Below are 18924 nucleotides of genomic sequence, written 5' to 3' on the forward strand. Positions count from 1 at the left end.
AGCGGCTAGGTACCGCGCAATTTACTGAGAATTTTGCGTAACAAACCTTCGTTTTTCGGCTTGTCGGGCGCAGGTGCGGCGATTACCGCATCCGCTTCGCGTTCGCTCTGCCGCAACAGCCCCAGGGCATGGCATGCGCTGATAAATACGAACACGTATTGCGGCTTGACGTTGAGCACCCGGCAAACCGCGATCGGCGCAGTCGGCGTTTTCACCAGCAACGCAGCAATCCGCATCGCGTCGGGCGTAATCACCAAACGGGTAAAATTGGGCCAGCGTTGCAGGAACACCGGCCGCTGGATATCCAAGCCGATAGGGAAGCGGCCTTTCGAAGTCCAGATTGCCAATTTCCAGATAAACGCCTGCAAATCCTGATACTTCTCCGGCGCCCGCTCCGCGCCGGCCGCGGCCGGGTCCAGGGCCGACAGACTCATGTTGTTGGCCGTGCCGGGTTTGAAGGCGACGCCGGCAAACGCCCGCAGTTGTTTATCGTCGGCATCGAGCCAGACCTCGTTTTGTTCGGGAAACAGGTACAACGGCTTCCAAATCGAGCTGAGTCGCAACGGCCGCGCCTGCAAGCCGGCGGTCTTGGCCGCCGACTGCACGTAACCCAGGAAAAACTGGCGCGGATCGTAGCAAGCGGTGGGCAATTGCGCTTCGTCGTCGAAATCGATATCGCCGACCGTGCCGAGAAACGCGGTGAAGCCGCCCTCGTTCAGTTGCACTGCCGATTGGTGTTTGCCGGTCTTCTGCCGCTCTGTGTTGTCGATCGGTTTGGTCGGTTTGACCGGTTTGACGTAGACGTCCAGCGTCGTTTTGATTGGAGCGGCAGGCGCCTGCTGCGGTTTTGCCGGAGCGGCCGGGGCGGGCGCCGGTTCCGGCTTGTTTTCCGCCGCTTTCAATAGCAAGCCGATTTTGTCCAACACACCGAGTATTTGTTCGGCAGTGACCGGTTTTTTGATGAAAAAAGTATTGTCGATTTGCAAGCTCTGCAACGACAGCAAAATAATCGGCCGGCCCGGCGCCGCGGCCTTGCGCTGGTCCAGAATTTCCCGCGCCTTGGCGTGGTCGGCGTCGATCATGTCGATTTGCGCGTCGTCGGGAGCAACAACCTGCGCGGCACCACGGCACGGTCCTTTCAGGTACATTTCCATGGTCTTGCAGGTGCGGCTGTCCATGCCGTGCAACGCAACCCGGTAGGGATTGGCGGTTTTTGCGGTTTTAGTCATGGCAGCTGCCGGTCGAAATAGTCTGCAACCGATTGCCATTCGCCAACTAACGGCACGGCCAAATCGGAGAAAGTGCGCCAGGCGTTTCGAAAACGCTCGTGGCTGGCGGTGGAGCGGTACAGTTCCAATAAGGCCAGTTGCAGGTCGGCGCGCTGCGGCTGGAGGCCGACCGCATTTTCCAGCACATTGATGGCCTGATCCAACTGGCTGTATTCGATAAAGTCGTTAGCCAGCACCAGCGGATCGTGGCTAGTTTCGGCTTGCGCTGGCCGCAGTGCGAGCAGTTCGCTGCTCCCCTGGACCCCGCTAGCGAGTATGGAATAGCGATTACCGAGTTTCTTCGGATCGTGCCGGTCCAAAGCTGACAGGACTTGGAAATCGCGCGGTTCCAAGCGCAACCGGCTAGCGTTAAGTATCCGGCGCCTAAGCGCCTCGCCCTTGCCTTGCAACGCAATCGACAAATCCAGCAAAGCCGCATACAACGCCGCCGAATGGCGATTTCGGTAACAACTGTGGATGCGCCGCAAATGTGCCGCCAAATCGTGCGGCTTTCTATGCACCTTGACCGACAACACGGCCAGAGCCTGGTCCGCGGCCGGATCGTAACCGAAGCCGGCCAGTTCGCCGTCCAGCCAGAAACTGCTCTCAGGCGTTGTTCCGAGCGGCGCGTCGGCAAACAAATTGGAATGAAACACGGCCATTGCCACCTTCCGTAAAAAAACGATGCCGGAAGGTTAGCAGCTAGGCCGCTTATTTCCAGGCGAATTATCCGGTTATTTGTTGTCTTGCTTCACAGATTGCCTTACGCACAGTCGCCGGAGCCGTGCCGCCGATGTGGCTGCGGGCGGCGACCGAACCTTCCAACGTCAGGATATCGAACACTTCGGCGCCGATAGTCGCGGAAAAACCCTGCAACTCCGCCAGCGTCAATTCCGACAAATCCCGGCCGCTCTGCAAACCCAAACGCACGGCTTGGCCGACCACTTCGTGCGCATCGCGGAAGGCCATACCTTTACGGACCAGATAATCGGCCAGATCGGTCGCGGTGGCGAATCCGCGCTGGGCGGAGCGGTACATATTCTCGCGCTTGGCTTTGACGTGCGGCACCATGTCGGCAAAGGCGCGCAAGCAATTGATCAAGGTATCGGCAGTATCGAACAAGGGTTCCTTGTCTTCCTGGTTGTCCTTATTATAGGCCAGCGGTTGGCTTTTCATCAGCATCAGCAACGAAACCAAATGCCCGGCCACCCGGCCGGATTTACCCCGAACCAGTTCCGGCACGTCAGGATTTTTCTTTTGCGGCATGATCGACGACCCGGTGCAGAACGCGTCCGGGATATCGATGAAATCGAATTGGGCACTGGCCCACAGTACCAACTCCTCGGAAAACCGCGACAAGTGCATCATCAACACACTGCCGGCCGCGGCGAATTCGATGGCAAAATCGCGGTCGCTGACCGAATCCAGCGAGTTATTCGACGGTCGGCTGAAACCCAGCAATTCTGCGGTCATAAAGCGGTCGATGGGGTAACTGGTACCGGCCAGTGCGGCGGCGCCGAGCGGCATCACGTTCAGGCGCTTGGCGCAGTCCAGCAAGCGGTCGCGGTCGCGGCTCAGCATCTCGAACCAAGCCATCAAGTGGTGGCCGAAAGTGACCGGTTGCGCCACCTGCAAATGGGTGAAGCCGGGCATGATGGTATCGGCTTCCTGTTCCGCTTTATCCAGCAACGCCAGTTGCAAACGCTGCAATTGGCCGAGAATGTTGCCGATTTCGTCACGCAGATACAAACGGATATCGGTCGCCACCTGGTCGTTGCGGGAACGGCCGGTATGCAGTTTCTTGCCGGCGATGCCGATCAAGTCGGTCAAGCGCGCTTCGATATTCATATGCACGTCTTCCTGCTGCACCGACCAGACGAATTCGCCGCGCTCGATCTCGCCGCCGATCTGTGCCAAACCTTTGCGGATATCCGCCAACTCCTGCTCGGTCAGAATACCGATTTTGCACAACATCGCCGCGTGTGCCAGCGAACCTTGGATATCTTGTTGCGCCATGCGTTGGTCGAAATTCACCGATGCGGTGAATTCCTCGACGAAGGCGTCGGTGGCTTCGGCAAAGCGGGCGCTGGAGAGTTTTTCGGAATTTACGGTGGTCATGATACTCGGAAGGTTGATCGAACAAAGCCCAATTATACCCGCCGCTGCCGGCGTTCAGCGCGGGAATTGCACGCTGACGCGCAAGCCGCCGAGCTGCGCAGAACGTTCGATGCTGAGCTTGCCCCGATAAAACTCGGCGATATCGCGCACGATCGCCAGGCCCAAACCGTGGCCTTGCACCGCCTCGTCCAGCCGCAAACCGCGCCGACTGAGTTGCTGCAACTCAAGCTCCGAGCAGCCCGGCCCGTCGTCCTCGACGCTGATCCGCATTGCCTGAGAACAATCGATATCGACGATGATGTGTCCTGCGGCCCATTTGCAAGCGTTGTCCAGCAGATTGCCGATCAATTCCAACATGTCTTCTCTGTCGAAATTGATCAACCGGTCCGGCGCAGCGATTTGAAAGTTCAGCACCTTTTCCGAATAAATGTTCCGCAGCAACATGGTTAACGCCGCCAGTTCTTCCTGCGGATTAAACATACTGGCCGATTGCAAATTGCCGGATAGCCGAGCCCGTTTCAATTCGCGTTCGATGCGTTCGTGCATGCGTCGAGTCTGTTGTTGCAGCTGCAACCTCAGCTCGGGATGAGCAGCCAATTCCGGATGCTCGGCCAACCTGAACAGCATCGCCAACGGCGTTTTCAAAGCGTGCGCCAGATTGCCGATTGCGGTACGCGACTGGTGCAGCCGCCGCTCCACCAACAATAGTAAGCGGTTGACCTCTCTGACCAGCGGTTTGATTTCCATCGGCACCCTGGTTTGGATTTGCTGCTTGCGGCCGCCGGCAATCTCGGCCAACTCGCCGCGCACGGCTTGTAACGGGTGCAGAGAACGCCGGACGTCGCCGGTCTGCAAACCGATGGCCAACAGCAAAACCAATACGGTCAACGCTAAATAAGCTAAGCGGATATGGTCGATATCGCGGCCGATATCGGTCAAATCCTCGGCAATTGCGATACTGACCGGAAAATCGAAGCGTTGCCAGCCGCGGGTTAACACCAACAGCGGCTGGTGCTGCGGCCCGTCGGCATAATGGGTTAACTGCACCGCGTCGGCCGGCAACGGGGTTATCGGTAGGGTTTCGCCCTGCAGGGATTGCGAATAATAGGTTTTGCCGGCGATATGCAGCACAAAGTAGTGGCCGGAGAATGCCTGGCCGTAGACGGTACCGATGTGCGAACTGTCGAAATCCAACTGGCCGGCGCTATTGGGCCGCAACGTATCCAGCAACGAATCGGCGTCGTGCTGCAAGCGCGTCGTCATCTGTTTTTCGGCGACGGCGCGAATCACCCAGTCCGCCGCCAGCCAATGGCCGACAAAGACCGTGCACAGAATAAACATCAAGCCGCGGTTCAAACGCCGTTGTAACGACATCAGGCCTTCTCGCCGAATACGTAGCCCTGGCCGCGGCGGGTAGCAATCAGGCCGTTGCCCAGTTTGCGGCGCAGGCGGTTGACATAGACTTCGATCACGTTGCTGGCGGGGTCGCTGTCGTATTGGTAGATATGCTCCAGCAAATGGGTTCGGGTAAAGACTTTGCCGGGATGCAACATGAAATAACGCAGCAAACGAAATTCGATGGCCGTCAGTTGTTCCGACCGGCCGCCGACACTGACCGTCTGCGTGTCTTCGTCCAGAACCAATCCGCAAGCGGCCAGTTGCGGCTGCATCCGACCGTGAAAGCGCTTCAACAAAGCCCGCACTCGAGCCAATAGTTCTTCGCTATGAAACGGCTTACCCAGGTAATCGTCGGCGCCGGCCTTGAAACCGTCCACTTTCTCGTGCCAGGCGTCGCGTGCCGTCAATACGATCACCGGCACTTGGTTCTCCGTGCGGCGCCAGCGGCGTAGCACCTCCATGCCAGGCATTTTCGGCAAGCCCAAATCCAGGATCACGATGTCGTAGGATTCGGTCGAGCCCAGAAACTCGGCCGCCTCGCCGTCCGTCGCGCAATCGACGGCGAAACCGGCGTTTTCCAGCTCGAGCTTTAACGATCTCGACAGGCCCGGATCGTCCTCCACCAGCAATAAACGCATAACCGACGCTCACTCCGCTTGCAAATTGGCAAAAGTTTAATGGTTTATCCGCCGTTGCGGCGATTTTTAAGATTGGTTTCATTTCGCCTGACTACAATGCCGACACCTTAACCATTCTGGAGCTTGAACCATGCAAAATGACAATTCGGTCGCTGTTTGGGATATTTTCGTCCGTGTGTTCCATTGGTCGCTGGTCGCCGCATTCGCCGTCGCTTACGCCACCAGCGAGGAAGAAAATTCCTGGCACATCTACGCCGGCTACACGGTACTGGGTTTGATCAGCCTGAGATTGGTCTGGGGTTTCGTCGGCGGCCGCTACGCCCGATTCGGCGAATTCGTGCGGTCCCCGGCTGCTGTGCTTCGCTACGTTTCCCAGCTACGCCAAGGCACGGCACCGCGCTATCTGGGCCACAATCCGCTCGGCGGTTGGATGGTGTTGGCGTTACTAGCGACGTTGTTCGTGGTGACGATCAGCGGCTTGAAGGTTTACGCCATCGAAGAAGGCCGCGGCCCGCTGGCGCAAGGAACCGAAATGATTACCGTGATCGGCGCCGCGCACGCCGAAGACCACGAAGGCAACCGGGCCGAAGCGGATGGCGATGCCGAAGAGTTTTGGGAGGAAATTCATGAAGGCGCCACCAATTTCATGTTGTTGCTGATTGCCGCCCACGTGCTGGGCGTGGTCGTCTCCAGCAAACTACACCACGAGAAACTGGTAAAAGCCATGATCACCGGCCGCAAAGCCAAAGACCTGAATTGCGATAAATAACGCATTTTTAATATTGGATTCATGCTCGCTTGCTATAACGCTCCCGTTTCTTGCACACGTTCAGTTCGATTCCGTCCGGCCAATCAGGAGCAACTATGGCGACCAAACTTAAATTCCAGGCTTATGCCGCAACTTTCTCGTTAGCCCTGTTCCCGAATATCGCTGCGGCGAGTTTTCTCGGGTTTCTGGGCAATTTCGACGTCGTTAACGATAGCGGAAATACCGCCCACGGCTTCGAAATCGAACTGGAAGGCCTGCACAGCAGCGATATTACCGACACCTTCGGCGGCGCCAACCGCGGCTTTCCCAGCGGCACCGGTTTCGATCCGAACACGGCAGTAGTGCGCTACGGCGCACCGACCATTTCCGAGTACGCCAACGGCAGCATCTTCGGCACCCGGGTCACTTATGCCAGCGCCTGGGATGCCGCCAGCCAATCCTGGTTATTCGGCACCCCGAGCGGCACCTTCATCACGCCGGGCGATAACTGTTGGACCGGCGGCGGCGTCGGCTATAACGCCGGCACGCCGTGCGACCATTTCGGCGTCGGCACCAGCAAGACCGCCAGCAAAACCAGTTACAGTTGGCTGTTCGACGACGGCAGCAACAGCGGCAAGCTGACCAACAGCAACGGCCAAGTGGTGCTGCCGGCACCGAATTGGAACGTGATCCCTGCCGATCCGGCACCGGCCGGCCAACCGCAACCCAAACCGGTAGTTGCAGCCGACATTCGCGCCCCGCAAGCCGAGCAAGAAGGCCAATTCGGCGAAGCGATTTGGGTAAAAGTGTTCCGCACCGAATTGGAACGCGAAGTGGAACTCGAAGAACTGATCGGCGGTAATCCGGTTATCGAACAAGCCGAAACCGAAATCGAATGGCAATTGCTGCAAACCGATCCGGGCAATCCGGACGCCGGCAAACTCGAAGCCGGTTACCTGAACGTATTGGGCCAAAATGCCGAGTCGGTGATCTTCCATTACGAGTTTTACAAATATGCCGGCGAGTACGATCCAGAAAACCATGAAGCCAAGGCAGGCAGCGACTCCAATCCGACCGAAGCCGAAATCGGTACCTATCTAGGTGCCCAAAACGGCGCGGTCAACTTGAATGCAGTCGCGCCCGTGCCAGTACCGCCGGCAGTTTGGTTGATGGGGTCCGCGTTGCTGGGCCTGGCGGCGAACCGCCGTCGACACTCGGCTGGGGCAGCACAAGCCGATCGGATATAACCTCTGAAGCCCGATAAACGGCGGCGCCGGCGCCCAAGCGCTTACATCCGCCGTTTACATCGGCCCCTGCTCGATCTTTCGCCACTTACCCTGGCCAAGGCGGGCCGCCCTTCCGTCCCGATGCCGGCTAAACGCAGATTTGGCCGGTGTTGGAAAGCATCAACGCCGTCCGACCATCAACTCGATTTCCTCGACGATTTCTTCCTGGCGCAAGCGGTTGCGCTGGCGTTGCAAGTCCTCGCCGCCGCGTTCCAGATGGCGCAGCGCGGTTTCCATCTGCATCAGCCGCATATGGTTTTCGACTCGGATCGACCGCAACATCAGCGCCAGCAAACTGTGGAACAGGTAATGCTGAGCCACGCCGGTAGCCACTTCTCCGGCCGGCTGATACGTCAACGGCAGTTCGGCCGGCGTACGACCGACGCTGCGCGGCAACGGCCACAGCCGCTGGCTGCGGGCGCCCTGCTCGTCGCGGATGCCTGCCACCAGGCCGTACTCGCCGCCCAGCCTTAGCTCGGAAACCGCCGCCAAAATCCGGTCTATCGCCGCCGGCGCGTCCAGCCCGCCTTCGGCGCCGTCCAGGCAACAGGCCGACGCATGGCCGCTAAATAGACTATGCAGGCGTTCGCCCACCAGGATCAGCGGCGCTTGCCCATCGGCCGCACCCTGCCAGAACCGTATCACGTCTTCGTTGAAGCTGCCGCAAAAACCGCGCACCGAACCGAATAACAGCCAGATGTCGGCGCGGGTTTCGGCGGTATCGGCATAAAACGCCGCCGGCAACGCGCCGGACAAATCCTGCAACGCCGCAGCCAACGACTCGACCACCTGTTGTTGCGACGCTTCGCGCTTGCCGACCTTACGCAACTCGGCCAAGGCAAAACTGCGCATCGCGCCAAGGATACCGGACAATTCGTCGAACAAGGCCAGGCGGGCTTCGACTTCGCGGCGCTGGCTCATGGCTTATGCGCCAGCCATTGTTTCAACGCGGCCAGCCACTGCTGTTTCGGCGAATCCAGTTTCAACGCGCTACCCGGCAATTGTTGCAGCAGCTGCGCCAGCACCGTAGCGGCTTGCTCCGGCGCGACATCGGCTAGCAAACCCTCGCCGTAAGCCAGCAGCCAAGCCAGATGCGCCTGTTCGGACAAGGGCTGCAAGCGGTCTTGTTTTAGGATTTCCCGCAACAGCCGGCCACGCTGTAATTTTTGCTCGACGCTGGCTTCCAGACGGGTGCCGAAGCGAGCGAACAGTTCCAGCTCCAGGAATTGCAGATAATCCAACCGGATATGCGCCGCCGCGTTTTTGATGGCCGGATGTTGCGCCTTGCCGCCGATGCGCGACACCGAGCGGCCGATATCGATGGCCGGCAGGATGCCGGCAGCGAACAATTTGCTCTCGAAATAAATCTGACCGTCGGTAATCGAAATCAGATTGGTCGGGATATAGGCCGATAACTCGCCCTGGCGGGTCTCGATGATCGGCAATGCGGTCATACTGCCGCCGCCGTGTTCCAGGCTCAATACGGTCGAGCGTTCCAGCAAACGCGAATGCAGATAAAAAATGTCGCCCGGATAGGCTTCGCGGCCCGGCGGCCGCTGCAGCAGCAGCGACAGCTCGCGGTAGGATTGGGCGTGGCGGGTCAAATCGTCGTAGACCACCAGCGTATCGCGGCCCAAGCGCATCCAGTGTTCGGCGATGGCGCAACCGGCAAACGGCGCCAGATAGCGAAAGCCCGGCAACGCGTTGGCTTCGGCCACGACCAGCACCGTGTAATCCAGCGCCCCGGCCGCGCGCAGGGCCTCCAGCGTGCCGGCCACCGACGAACGCGGCTGGCCGATCAACACCATCACGCACAACACGTTGCGGCCGCGCTGGTTCAACACCGCATCCAGCGCCAGCGCGCTTTTACCGACACCGTCGTCGCCTATTATCAACTGGCGTTGGCCCTTGCCGATCGGAATCAGGCTATCGACGATCTTGCAGCCGGTATAAAACGGTTCGCTGACGAAGTCGCGCTCGATAATGCTGGGCGCTGCCGCTTCCAGCGGCCGCAACTGGCGGATTTGCGGCGGCGGCAAACCGTCCAGCGGACTGCCCAACGGATCGACCACCCGGCCCAGCAAGGCGTCGCCGACGCCGATTTCCAGTTTGCGGCCGATATGCTGTACCGCCATGCCGGCAGTGACGCCGCGGCTCTGCGACAGCAGAATCGCGCCCAGCACCTCCTTACCCAACTGAAATACCAGCCCCGAGCTGCCGTCGTCGAAGCCGATCAATTCGTCCAGCCGGGCCGACGGCAAGCCGCGAATCCAGGCGATGCCGTCGCCGATGCCGGCTACGCAACCGCGCTCGGACAGACGCAAACCAAAGCGGTAAGGCGCACTCGGCTCAGTCATGGTTGATTTGGCGGCGGAAAAAGGCCAGCTCGTCGGCCAGATTGGCGTGCAACTGGCATTCGCCGACCACGGCGCGCACGCCGGCAATCAGGGCCGGATCGGTGGCAAAATTGAAGGTCAACGCCTGGCCGGCCGCTGCCGACAGGGCTTGCGTCAAACCGGCCTGCTCGGCAGCGCCGAGCGGATGGGCGCTGGCGATTTCCACCGCCGACGCCGTAATCAACCCGGCAGCCGCTTTATGCAGAGCCGCCTGCTCGGGCTCCGGCAATTGCCGCAAGTCCTCCAGAAAAATATCGACGATAGCCGAGGTCAATGCCGGCGAGGCCAAGCGTTGCAGCATCGCCGCGGTTTGGGCGTAAGCCTTGCCGGCCGCTTCGCGCACCAGGGCCGCTTCGCGGGTTGCGGTCGCGGCCTGGTTTCTGACCCGGAATTTGGCTTCTTCGTCGGCCAAGGTTTTTTGCAGCGCGGCCAATTCGCTGCTGCGCAATTGCGCCAATTCCTCGTCCAGCGCCCGCCGCGCCGCTTCCTGCTGTTGCTGCCAATCCCCCAAGCGGGCCTGGTATTGGCTTTGCAACGCTTCGGCTTCGGCCCGCAGTTGCTCCGCGCGTTCGGTTTGTTCGCTGATCCGTTGTTGGCGGGCATCCAGCAGCGCCAGCATCGGCCGGTACAGAAAACGTTGCAGTATCCACACCAGTACCAGGAAATTGACGATTTCCAGAATAAACGTGGTCCAGTCGAGTTGCATCATGGCAGAGGTCCGGCGGATTGGAGGGCGATACGGATAGTTCGGCGGCCTAGCTCAGGAAATATTCCAGCAACGGGTTGCGGAACAGCACGATCAAGGCCACGACCAGGCAGTAAATCGCCAGCGATTCGATCATCGCCAAGCCGATAAACAGGGTGCGGGTGATGGTTTTCTCGGCTTCCGGCTGCCGGGCCAGGGCTTCCAAAGCACTGGCAATGGCTTTACCCATCGCAATGGCCGGCAACATCGTGCCGAGGGCGATGACCAGCCCGGCCACGCCGGTGGAGATGATGCTGAACAGGTGTAAATCGGTCATGACGGATTCTCCGGGGATGAATTGTCGGATTCGTTGGGTTCCAGCGCGCCGGCGATGTAAATCAAGGCCAGCATGCCGAAAATATAAGCCTGCACCAAGGCTTCGACCACGTGCAGCATCAATAGCGGTACCGGCACCAGAAAGCCGGCGATCAGCAATACCAGCAACGCGGCCATTTCCAAGCTCATCACGTTGCCGAACAAGCGGATCGCCAAGGCCAGCGTTCTGGTCAGTTCGCTGATGATATGAAACGGCAGCAGGATCACGCTGGGCTCGATGTAATGGCGCAGATGGTTGCGCAGGCCACGGTCGCGAATCCCGAACCAGTGGGTCGAGGCAAACACCAGCACCGCCAACGCGGCGGTAGCCGATAAGTCGCGGGTCGGCGAATGCAAACCCGGAATCAAACCGACCAAATTGGCGACCAACACGAACAACCACAGCGTGGCGACGAACGGCAGGACCCGCCGAACCGACGCCGCCGGCAATACTTCGCCGATGGCGCTTTCTATCGCCAGCACCACCGCTTCCAGGGCATTGTGCAGCCGGGCCAATGCGCCGTGCGCCGGCAAACGTAGCAGTAAGGCCAGCACGGTAAACCCGGCCATCACCCCCCAGGTCGTCAGCACCGTGCCGTTGATCGCCAGCGGTCCGAGCTGTAAAGCAGCGTCGGGCTCGGTCATCGGGAGTGCTCCTGTAAAAAGCGGATGGCATTATAGCCGCCGACCACGATGCCCAAGACGATCAGACTGACGGTCCAGCGCACCGAATAGCCGGCCGCCAGCGTATCCAGCCAACGCCCCAGGTAGGCGCCGGCGACGATGGGCACGACAAACAACAGGCCCAACGTGCCGCCGTACAGCAACAAGCCGAGCCAGGACGCCGATTGCCGGCGTTTGTCCTGCAAGCGCCGAACATCGCGCCGGGTGAATTCGATCAATTTATTACGAAAACTCATGGTTAACGTCCCCCCGCAACCCGGTTACTCAATTCCGCCAATCGCCGCAGCAACGAGCGTTCGATTTCGGTCAGCGTCGCCCGCGCCCGGTGCACTTCCGAATCGATCCGGGCCATTTCCGCCGCCAATAGCTCGCAAATCGCGTCCGGATCGTCGCCGAGAAAATAACGCACCGCAGTCAGCGTCATCCGATTTTCGCTAAAGCGCAACACGCCGCCCGGCAAGGCCAGATAGCGCCAGACGCCGGCTTGGTCGCGAAACCGCGCCAGCCCGTAACGCAACAGCGCAACCATGCCGACATGGCCGGGCAAAATACCGAAACTGCCGTCGGCGTCGGCGCCGACGAATTGGCCGACTTGCTCGAAATATTCGACGCCGCGGCTGTCGAACAAAGTCAAGCTAAAACCGCTCATGCCGGCATCGCTCCTTTCATGTAGCAATCGGCTTCGCTGAGGTGGTCGTATTTGCCGGCGATAAAGGCCTCGCAATCGGCGATGGTTTGTTGCAACGGCACGCGCACGCCCGGCAAACCGGTATGGTCGGCCACGGTAACGAAGGGTTGGGTCAGGTAACGTTGCAGGCGGCGGGCGCGCTCGACGATGCGCCGGTCTTCGACCGACAATTCTTCGATGCCGAGCATGGCGATGATGTCTTCCAGCTCGCGGTAGCGCGACAGATGTTCGCGCACCGCCCGCGCCACCTGGTAATGGCGTTCGCCCAGAATGTGGCGGTCCATGATGCGGCTGCCGGAACGCAGCGGGTCTATCGCCGGATAAATGCCTTTGGCCGCCTGCTGCCGCGACAGGATCACCACGCTATCCAGATGACCCAGGATCGTGGCGACGGCCGGATCGGACATATCGTCGGCCGGCACGTACACCGCCTGCACCGAGGTGATCGAGCCGGAACGGGTGGATACGATGCGTTCCTGTAACGAAGCGACTTCGGTCAATAAGGTGGGTTGGTAGCCGACCGTGGCCGGCATCCGCCCCAACAGTCCGGAAATCTCGCTACCGGCCTGGACGAAGCGAAAGATGTTGTCCATTAAGAACAACACCTCGCCGTGCAACGTGTCGCGCAAATATTCGGCGTAGGTCAACGCGGTATAGCCAACGTGGAAGCGCACGCCCGGCGATTCGTCCATTTGGCCGTAGACCAGCAAAGCCTTGGGCAACACGCCGGCGTCGGCCATTTCGTGCCACAGCTCGTGGCCTTCGCGCATGCGTTCGCCGACCCCGGCATATACCGAAACGCCCTGCATGCCCGAGCTGACGGCATGCATGAATTCCATCATCAATACCGTTTTGCCGACGCCGGCGCCGCCGAACAAACCGGTCTTGCCGCCGCGCACAAATGGGCACAGCAAGTCGATGACCTTGATGCCGGTTTCCAGAATCTGCGAGGCCGGCAAAGTATCGGACAACAGCGGCGGCTTGGCCAGAATATTGCGGAATTCGGTTCTCGGCAGCGGCGGGCCACCGTCCAGCGCTTCGCCGAACAGATTCAACATCCGCCCCAGACAAGCCGGATCGACCGGCACCTGCAAGGCGTCGCCGCGGTCGTAAACCGGCATGCCGCGGTAAATTCCGGTTACCGGATGCAGGGCTATCGCCCGCACCAAGGTCGGCTCCAGATGTTGAAATACCACCATCACATAGGCATTTCCGCCGTTGGCGACATCCAGCGCCTGGCCGATAGGCGGCAGATAATCGCAGCGCACGTCCACCACCGGCCCCTGCGCCGCCTCGATGCGGCCGACCGGTTTCTGCGAGTGGCGCGTTGTTTCCGCCGGCGTCGAGTCTGCGCGATCCGCAGCCGTCTGCCGGACTGTCGATGCAGTTGCCATAAGCGCAATTTCCTTATTAGTCCTGCCGAAATACTACTCCTAAGCCGGCGCTTTCACCAGCGCCGCGCCGATCTGCCATGCCGGCCGACGTTAATCCAAAATTGAGATAAACAATTCTAAAAATATCGTTTTATTTCACAAGCTACGCTGCATAACATTAAGCGAAAGAATACAGCGCTCAACACTTGGGCGTGGCTGGCACTATTTCAGGAGCGGCGGTTTTGGCCGATCCGCCTATCTTTCGCGAGGAACTCATCATGCCGTTGCAACAATTAGTGGAATATTTCAACGACCGCCTGGAACAGGAACATAACGACGGCGTGCGGCCGTTTGTACTGGAGAACGGCGCGGCGCACGGCTTGTTCGGCCCGATCAAAGTCGGCAGCGTACTGGCGCCGATTCGGGAAACCTTGCGCAGCTCGCACGTCGTCGGCCATATTGCGCAACTGACGGTAGCGGCTAACCCGGTACTAACGCTGCAAGGTAACGAGTTGGATAATCTGGTCAATCTGCCGCGCGCACCCGGCAATAGCGACTCGGTGATCAACTTCGACCGCTTGGCTCGTACCGTGCACATGCTGAATTACCTGCCGCAGTCGCATCTGGACGAACTGCTGTTTCTCCACGTCGACCCGCGGCATATTTTGGGCGTCAAGGCCGACCACGGCGCCTATTTCGAGGAAATCATCGTCAAATGCGGCCTGCAAACCGGCAATGTGGCGATTGCGCTGAACGTCAGCAACGCCTACGCCCGCTTCTTTCCGTCTTTGCAAAAAGGCCTGGAAAACTACCAACGCCGCGGCTACAAACTGGCGTTGAAATTCGATATCCAATCGCTGGAAAAATCGGCGCTGGAGCTGATATCGCGCTTGGCGCCGGATTTTGTCGGCCTCTCCGCCGAAAACCTGGATCAAGTCAGAGACAGCCAATTGCCCGGTAAAATCCAGCAACTGAACAGCCTGGTCGCGTCGGTCAAAGGCCGCAGCATATTGCTGGACATCGACGACAAACGCGGCGCGGCACTAGCCAGACAGAGCGGCTTCGGTTTGGTGCAAGGGCGCTATTTCGAACTACCGGTAACCTCGGCGAACAAACCCGATGCCGATAATAAGGTAAGCAAGCCAGAGAGTTACCAAAGCCGACGCGCGGTTTGACCGATGTTTGCGCCATGCGGGTTGTTTAACCCTTGCCCGATTTGGCGCAGGGCAAGTTGGCGACAACCAACGTCGCGAAAACGCCCTACTCCCCAGGCTAGTTGGACGCCGCAACCGGCTGTTCGGCGATACCTTGGCCGGTTGACCGGCCGCGTCCGAATCTCGATTCGCTCATCGAAACTGGCAAAGCCGGCGGCCACCGGCAATATCCGCCGAAACTGCAGCCAATAAAAAGGGGCCGGAAGGCCCCTTTGGCTGAACCGATAAAACGGCCGCGCTTAATTGAAGCTGGAACCCGGAGTCGCCGGCAATTGCGGCATTGTTTGAGTCGGGAATTCGCCGGTCAACGCGTTCAGGAACGCGACGATGTCGGCAACGTCGCCGTCGGACAACTCTTTGTTCAACTGCAATTTGGCCATCAACCAGACCGCTCTATCCAGGGTTTTTACCGAACCGTTATGGAAATAAGGTGCGGTCAGAGCTACGTTGCGCAAGGTCGGTACCTTCCACATGTGCTCGTCGCTGTCCTTTTTGGTGACTTCCGCCAGGCCTTTGTCTTTCAAGAAGTGGTATTGCGCTTCGAAATAGCCGTTAGAGTTAACCGGGAATTTCTGGAACACACCGGGGCCGTTGAATGCCGGGCCGCTGTGGCAACTGGTGCACCCGACCTCGACTGCTTTCTCCATACCGCGGATTTGTTGCTTGGTCATCGCGTCTTTATCGCCGCCGAGGTATTTGTCATACGGGCTGTTCGGCGTGATCAGGGTTCTTTCGTAAGCGGCGATGGCTTTGGTGGCGTTTTCCTTGGAAATCGAATCCTTACCGAAGGCTTTTTCGAACGCGTGTTGGTAACCTTCGATAGTTTTCAGGCGGGCGACCACGTCGTCCCAGCTCTTCATACCCATCTCGATCGGATTGGTCACCGGACCGGCGGCTTGGGCTTCCAAACTGTCGGCACGGCCGTCCCAGAACTGGACTTTATTAAAGGCGGCGTTCCAGACGGTCGGCGCGCTACGGCCGCCGGTTTGGCCGTTGACGCCCATTGCCACCGGACGGTTGTCTTCGCCGCCCAACATAGTGTTATGGCAAGAGGCGCAGGATACGGTGCCGGTGGAGGACAACCGCGGATCGTGGTACAGCATTTTTCCCAACGTGACTTTTTCCAGCGTGGTCGGGTTGTCGGCAGGAGCCGGAGCCACGCTCGGCAGCGGCTCGGCCGCCATTACGGACATAGAACCGGTCAGCGCAATCGCGGAAACCAGCAGGCGAAATTTGAACATACCATCCTCCTAAAAATAGTTATTGTCAGAGCCAAGGGCCGGCGAATTGTAAGATATTGGCGCGCGGCAGGTAAATTAAATTGCGTCCCTCCCGCCGCGGCAGGCGCGGCGGCCGATCCGTCGGATAACGTTTCCCCGCCGCGCAACGCCGATGACGGACCGGACCGGGCGAAAATCTACCGGCCCCGCCGGCCGAAGCGACAGTTACTGGCAAAACAGCCCGGAATCAGCTAATTTTCCCCAGCAGTTAAGACGCTAGAACTTTCACTCGCTCAGGGAAGACGCTCAGATGCAACACCTCGACAAAATCGTCAAACTCCACAACCTGCTGAAAAGCCGCCATGCCCCAATCTCGGGCCCGGAAATAGAAAAAGAACTGGAATGCTCTAAAGCCACCCGCCAGCGCGTGATAGCCGATCTGCGCGACCGCCTGAACGCCCCGCTGGTCTGCGACCGTAGCGCGGGCGGTTACTACTACGACCGCGATGACCCGCGCCACCCGTTCGAGCTACCCGGCATCTGGCTCACGGCCGAAGAGCTACAAGCCTTAATTGCTTGCCAGCACCTGCTCGGCAACCTGGCGCCGGGATTATTGCAAAATGAAATCGGCCAACTCCGCGACCACCTGCAAAAACTGTTGGACCGCTCGCCGGGCGTCAAAACCCCGCAACTGGGCCGCATCAAAATCCTCAGCCAAGCCTACCGCAGCCGCAACGACGACTTGTTTCTGACCTTGGTCCAAGCCTTATTCAATCAACACCGGCTACGCATCCATTACCACGCCCGCAGCGACGACCTAACCAGCGAAAGACTGGTGTCGCCGCAAAACCTGGTTTTGTACAAAGACAACTGGTACCTCGACGCCTACTGCCACCAACGCCAGGAACCGCGGACCTTCGCGCTGGACCGAATCAGATCCGCCACCGCCAGCGGCGAAGCCGCGCAACTGCTGGACCCGGACGCGTTGCAACAACACTTCGGCTCCTCCTACGGCATATTCGCCGGCACGCCCGAACACACCGCCGTCCTCAATTTCTCCGTCAAAGCCGGCCGCTGGGTTGCCGACGAAACCTGGCACAGCCAACAAGAATCCGAGTGGCTAACCGACGGCCGCTACCAACTGCGTATTCCCTTCAACCGCCACGAAGAACTGCTGATGGATGTTTTGAAATACGGCGCCGAGGTGGAAGTGGTCGAGCCGGGGTTTTTGCGGGAGTTGGTGAGGCAAGAAGCGGAGAAGCTGCAGGCGGTTTACCGATGACTTGAAAAATATTTGTACGAAAAAAACCCCGGTATCGGCTTTTGAGACCGAGGCATGTTAGAAAACGTTTACCCTGATTCAAAAGGTTTGCCATGAGCGACTACAGCGCATTTTTCAGACAAGCAACATTGTTAGCGGAACCTTTTCCGTATCAACAAACCCTGGCCCAAGCTGCTTGGCCGGATTTCCTGGAAATTCCGACCGGCCTCGGCAAAACCGCCGCAATCATGCTGGCGTGGCTTTATAAGCGCCAAGTCGCGCATGATGCCGACACGCCGCGCCGCTTAGTGTATTGCTTGCCGATGCGGGTTTTGGTCGAGCAAACCCAAGCCAACATCGATTGCTGGCTAGAACGGCTGAATTTGCAAGGCCAAGTCAATGTACACATTTTGATGGGCGGCGAAGACGGCCAATCCTGGGTGATGCAACCGGAAAAAGACACCATTCTGATCGGTACCCAGGACATGCTATTGTCGCGCGCCTTGATGCGCGGTTACGGCGTTAGCCGTTACCAATGGCCTGTGCATTTTGCCTTGCTGCATAACGATGCACTGTGGGTGTTCGACGAAGTGCAGTTGATGGGGGCGGGCTTATCGACCAGCGCACAACTGGAAGCCTTCCGGCGTACGCTGATAACCAGTGTCGTCACAAAAAGCCTTTGGGTTTCCGCCACCTTAAATCGCGATTGGTTGAATACAGTAGGGGCTGTTGCCGTTTTACATGGGTAACCAAATAAAAGCGCAGGCCAAAGCGACAACGCTTTCAAAATTGCGTTTCAATTTGTCATATCGCGTCGCGATGGCTCTGAAATGTTTCAATCGCGCAAAGACATTTTCAACGAGGTGGCGATATTGGTAGAGACACCAATCCATTCCGTCATTCCCGACGATTGAATTCTGTTTTCTAGGAATGATGGGCACACTCCCTTTCTCTCGAATTTGAATCCTTAGAGGTTCACTGTCATAGCCTTTGTCAGCGACCGTGTAGTCAGCCAAAGGCAGTTTAGCCACTAATTTCGGCGCTTCTTTACAGTCATGGACTTCACCACCGGTGACCGAGAAATGAATAGGCAGCCCGCAGGCATCAACGGCCATATGGATTTTCGTGGTGTTACCCGCGACGGATTTCCCAATCGCGGCATCCTGTTCACGAGCCGCGCCACTACTATGCTGATGCGCTTTTACGATACTGCCGTCAATAAAGGTCCATTCCAAATCGGGTGCCACAACTAGACCTCGAAAAATGCCCATCAGTTTTTCTTGCAGTGACCACGCATTGAACCGTTTGTACACGGCATTCCACTTACCAAACGTGGCAGGCAGGTCTCGCCAGGGGCAGCCGACTCGCATGCGATAAAAAATCCCTTCTACCGTTTGCCGGAGCGAAGGCTTGTCGTAAATCCCCAGGCTTAACATGATGGCTTTGAATTTATTCCAGTATTCGTCCGTAAACAATTGTCGTGGCATCGGTTGCTTGTCTTTTGATTGAAAAATCAATCTACTGAGGCAGAGCCGCTCAATTTCAAGGCTATTGTTTGAAAATGGCAACAGC

The 18924-nt window shown here is 58.7% G+C and carries 20 protein-coding genes; 5 read left to right on the forward strand and 15 right to left on the reverse strand.

Annotated elements, in window-relative coordinates; genetic code table 11:
- Nucleotides 1-5: 5 nt before the first annotated feature.
- The 5 genes from MKFW12EY_RS11985 to MKFW12EY_RS12005 all read right to left on the reverse strand — a co-directional run bounded on the left by MKFW12EY_RS11985 (nt 6) and on the right by MKFW12EY_RS12005 (nt 5422).
- The gene (locus MKFW12EY_RS11985) at nt 6-1229 is read right to left on the reverse strand and encodes a hypothetical protein (RefSeq protein WP_054762035.1); all 1224 of its coding nucleotides are present in this window, start codon (nt 1227-1229) and stop codon (nt 6-8) included.
- Nucleotides 1226-1930 (reverse strand): type IV pilus assembly protein FimV, encoded by a 705-nt coding sequence (locus MKFW12EY_RS11990; RefSeq protein WP_054762033.1) that lies wholly within the window; start codon nt 1928-1930, stop codon nt 1226-1228. The genes MKFW12EY_RS11985 and MKFW12EY_RS11990 overlap by 4 nt, the downstream gene beginning before the upstream one ends.
- 64 nt (nt 1931-1994) lie before the next feature.
- The gene (gene argH, locus MKFW12EY_RS11995) at nt 1995-3386 is read right to left on the reverse strand and encodes an argininosuccinate lyase (RefSeq protein ID WP_054762031.1); all 1392 of its coding nucleotides are present in this window, start codon (nt 3384-3386) and stop codon (nt 1995-1997) included.
- A gap of 54 nt (nt 3387-3440) precedes the next feature.
- On the reverse strand, nt 3441-4760 hold the full coding sequence (locus MKFW12EY_RS12000) for a sensor histidine kinase (RefSeq protein ID WP_245006293.1): 1320 nt from the start codon (nt 4758-4760) through the stop codon (nt 3441-3443).
- On the reverse strand, nt 4760-5422 hold the full coding sequence (locus MKFW12EY_RS12005) for a response regulator transcription factor (protein ID WP_221053065.1): 663 nt from the start codon (nt 5420-5422) through the stop codon (nt 4760-4762). Before MKFW12EY_RS12005 ends, MKFW12EY_RS12000 begins: the two co-directional genes overlap by 1 nt.
- Nucleotides 5423-5552: 130 nt before the next feature.
- Here MKFW12EY_RS12005 and MKFW12EY_RS12010 point away from each other — a divergent pair, with 130 nt between their 5' ends.
- Together MKFW12EY_RS12010 and MKFW12EY_RS12015 are read left to right on the forward strand one after the other, a co-directional pair.
- Nucleotides 5553-6191, forward strand: coding sequence for a cytochrome b/b6 domain-containing protein (locus MKFW12EY_RS12010; RefSeq protein WP_054762029.1), 639 nt, complete (start codon nt 5553-5555; stop codon nt 6189-6191).
- A 95-nt stretch (nt 6192-6286) separates the two neighbouring features.
- The gene (locus MKFW12EY_RS12015) at nt 6287-7417 is read left to right on the forward strand and encodes a hypothetical protein (RefSeq protein WP_054762027.1); all 1131 of its coding nucleotides are present in this window, start codon (nt 6287-6289) and stop codon (nt 7415-7417) included.
- 159 nt (nt 7418-7576) lie between these two features.
- Here the strand turns inward: MKFW12EY_RS12015 and MKFW12EY_RS12020 are convergent, their stop codons facing one another.
- From MKFW12EY_RS12020 to atpD, 8 genes are read right to left on the reverse strand one after another with little or no spacing between them, the layout of a single operon-like run.
- Nucleotides 7577-8377, reverse strand: a complete 801-nt coding sequence (locus MKFW12EY_RS12020; RefSeq protein ID WP_221053066.1) for a F0F1 ATP synthase subunit gamma — start codon at nt 8375-8377, stop codon at nt 7577-7579.
- On the reverse strand, nt 8374-9813 hold the full coding sequence (locus MKFW12EY_RS12025; RefSeq protein WP_054762025.1) for a F0F1 ATP synthase subunit alpha: 1440 nt from the start codon (nt 9811-9813) through the stop codon (nt 8374-8376). Before MKFW12EY_RS12025 ends, MKFW12EY_RS12020 begins: the two co-directional genes overlap by 4 nt.
- On the reverse strand, nt 9806-10561 hold the full coding sequence (locus MKFW12EY_RS12030; RefSeq protein ID WP_245006294.1) for a F0F1 ATP synthase subunit delta: 756 nt from the start codon (nt 10559-10561) through the stop codon (nt 9806-9808). The genes MKFW12EY_RS12025 and MKFW12EY_RS12030 overlap by 8 nt, the downstream gene beginning before the upstream one ends.
- Before the next feature lie 46 nt (nt 10562-10607).
- A complete protein-coding gene (gene atpE, locus MKFW12EY_RS12035) occupies nt 10608-10874 on the reverse strand; it encodes an ATP synthase F0 subunit C (protein WP_054762023.1) in 267 nt (88 codons plus the stop codon).
- The gene (locus tag MKFW12EY_RS12040) at nt 10871-11557 is read right to left on the reverse strand and encodes a F0F1 ATP synthase subunit A (RefSeq protein WP_221053067.1); all 687 of its coding nucleotides are present in this window, start codon (nt 11555-11557) and stop codon (nt 10871-10873) included. The genes atpE and MKFW12EY_RS12040 overlap by 4 nt, the downstream gene beginning before the upstream one ends.
- Nucleotides 11554-11832, reverse strand: a complete 279-nt coding sequence (locus tag MKFW12EY_RS12045) for an AtpZ/AtpI family protein (RefSeq protein ID WP_054762021.1) — start codon at nt 11830-11832, stop codon at nt 11554-11556. Before MKFW12EY_RS12045 ends, MKFW12EY_RS12040 begins: the two co-directional genes overlap by 4 nt.
- Before the next feature lie 2 nt (nt 11833-11834).
- Entirely contained in the window at nt 11835-12245 is a 411-nt protein-coding gene (locus tag MKFW12EY_RS12050) for a F0F1 ATP synthase subunit delta/epsilon (protein ID WP_064021777.1), read from the reverse strand.
- Nucleotides 12242-13678, reverse strand: coding sequence for a F0F1 ATP synthase subunit beta (atpD, locus tag MKFW12EY_RS12055; RefSeq protein ID WP_172680298.1), 1437 nt, complete (start codon nt 13676-13678; stop codon nt 12242-12244). The genes MKFW12EY_RS12050 and atpD overlap by 4 nt, the downstream gene beginning before the upstream one ends.
- A gap of 257 nt (nt 13679-13935) precedes the next feature.
- On the opposite strand from atpD, the gene MKFW12EY_RS12060 reads away from it, so the two are divergent.
- Nucleotides 13936-14832, forward strand: a complete 897-nt coding sequence (locus MKFW12EY_RS12060) for a hypothetical protein (protein WP_221053068.1) — start codon at nt 13936-13938, stop codon at nt 14830-14832.
- A 278-nt stretch (nt 14833-15110) separates the two neighbouring features.
- On the opposite strand, the gene MKFW12EY_RS12065 is transcribed toward MKFW12EY_RS12060, so the two are convergent.
- The gene (locus MKFW12EY_RS12065; RefSeq protein ID WP_054762019.1) at nt 15111-16112 is read right to left on the reverse strand and encodes a cytochrome-c peroxidase; all 1002 of its coding nucleotides are present in this window, start codon (nt 16110-16112) and stop codon (nt 15111-15113) included.
- Nucleotides 16113-16401: 289 nt separating this feature from the next.
- Between MKFW12EY_RS12065 and MKFW12EY_RS12070 the strand changes: the two genes are divergently transcribed.
- Together MKFW12EY_RS12070 and MKFW12EY_RS12075 are read left to right on the forward strand one after the other, a co-directional pair.
- Nucleotides 16402-17373, forward strand: coding sequence for a helix-turn-helix transcriptional regulator (locus MKFW12EY_RS12070; protein WP_221053069.1), 972 nt, complete (start codon nt 16402-16404; stop codon nt 17371-17373).
- A gap of 92 nt (nt 17374-17465) precedes the next feature.
- Entirely contained in the window at nt 17466-18101 is a 636-nt protein-coding gene (locus tag MKFW12EY_RS12075) for a DEAD/DEAH box helicase (RefSeq protein WP_221053070.1), read from the forward strand.
- Here the strand turns inward: MKFW12EY_RS12075 and MKFW12EY_RS12080 are convergent.
- Nucleotides 18090-18839: an IS5 family transposase gene (locus MKFW12EY_RS12080; protein ID WP_054763859.1), complete on the reverse strand. Its 750-nt coding sequence runs from the start codon at nt 18837-18839 to the stop codon at nt 18090-18092. The two genes, MKFW12EY_RS12075 and MKFW12EY_RS12080, sit on opposite strands and share 12 nt — an antisense overlap.
- Nucleotides 18840-18924: the final 85 nt, after the last annotated feature.

Source organism: Methylomonas koyamae (assembly GCF_019669905.1).
GTDB classification, from domain to species: Bacteria; Pseudomonadota; Gammaproteobacteria; order Methylococcales; family Methylomonadaceae; genus Methylomonas; species Methylomonas koyamae.

Excerpts from the sequence above, each read along its gene's own strand:
- MKFW12EY_RS11985 (WP_054762035.1), bottom strand. The coding sequence starts at position 1,229 with ATGACTAAAACCGCAAAAACCGCCAATCCCTACCGGGTTGCGTTGCAC.
- MKFW12EY_RS11990 (WP_054762033.1), bottom strand. The coding sequence starts at position 1,930 with ATGGCCGTGTTTCATTCCAATTTGTTTGCCGACGCGCCGCTCGGAACA.
- argH (WP_054762031.1), bottom strand. The coding sequence starts at position 3,386 with ATGACCACCGTAAATTCCGAAAAACTCTCCAGCGCCCGCTTTGCCGAA.
- MKFW12EY_RS12000 (WP_245006293.1), bottom strand. The coding sequence starts at position 4,760 with ATGTCGTTACAACGGCGTTTGAACCGCGGCTTGATGTTTATTCTGTGC.
- MKFW12EY_RS12005 (WP_221053065.1), bottom strand. The coding sequence starts at position 5,422 with ATGCGTTTATTGCTGGTGGAGGACGATCCGGGCCTGTCGAGATCGTTA.
- MKFW12EY_RS12010 (WP_054762029.1), top strand. The coding sequence starts at position 5,553 with ATGCAAAATGACAATTCGGTCGCTGTTTGGGATATTTTCGTCCGTGTG.
- MKFW12EY_RS12015 (WP_054762027.1), top strand. The coding sequence starts at position 6,287 with ATGGCGACCAAACTTAAATTCCAGGCTTATGCCGCAACTTTCTCGTTA.
- MKFW12EY_RS12020 (WP_221053066.1), bottom strand. The coding sequence starts at position 8,377 with ATGAGCCAGCGCCGCGAAGTCGAAGCCCGCCTGGCCTTGTTCGACGAA.
- MKFW12EY_RS12025 (WP_054762025.1), bottom strand. The coding sequence starts at position 9,813 with ATGACTGAGCCGAGTGCGCCTTACCGCTTTGGTTTGCGTCTGTCCGAG.
- MKFW12EY_RS12030 (WP_245006294.1), bottom strand. The coding sequence starts at position 10,561 with ATGATGCAACTCGACTGGACCACGTTTATTCTGGAAATCGTCAATTTC.
- atpE (WP_054762023.1), bottom strand. The coding sequence starts at position 10,874 with ATGACCGATTTACACCTGTTCAGCATCATCTCCACCGGCGTGGCCGGG.
- MKFW12EY_RS12040 (WP_221053067.1), bottom strand. The coding sequence starts at position 11,557 with ATGACCGAGCCCGACGCTGCTTTACAGCTCGGACCGCTGGCGATCAAC.
- MKFW12EY_RS12045 (WP_054762021.1), bottom strand. The coding sequence starts at position 11,832 with ATGAGTTTTCGTAATAAATTGATCGAATTCACCCGGCGCGATGTTCGG.
- MKFW12EY_RS12050 (WP_064021777.1), bottom strand. The coding sequence starts at position 12,245 with ATGAGCGGTTTTAGCTTGACTTTGTTCGACAGCCGCGGCGTCGAATAT.
- atpD (WP_172680298.1), bottom strand. The coding sequence starts at position 13,678 with ATGGCAACTGCATCGACAGTCCGGCAGACGGCTGCGGATCGCGCAGAC.
- MKFW12EY_RS12060 (WP_221053068.1), top strand. The coding sequence starts at position 13,936 with ATGCCGTTGCAACAATTAGTGGAATATTTCAACGACCGCCTGGAACAG.
- MKFW12EY_RS12065 (WP_054762019.1), bottom strand. The coding sequence starts at position 16,112 with ATGTTCAAATTTCGCCTGCTGGTTTCCGCGATTGCGCTGACCGGTTCT.
- MKFW12EY_RS12070 (WP_221053069.1), top strand. The coding sequence starts at position 16,402 with ATGCAACACCTCGACAAAATCGTCAAACTCCACAACCTGCTGAAAAGC.
- MKFW12EY_RS12075 (WP_221053070.1), top strand. The coding sequence starts at position 17,466 with ATGAGCGACTACAGCGCATTTTTCAGACAAGCAACATTGTTAGCGGAA.
- MKFW12EY_RS12080 (WP_054763859.1), bottom strand. The coding sequence starts at position 18,839 with ATGCCACGACAATTGTTTACGGACGAATACTGGAATAAATTCAAAGCC.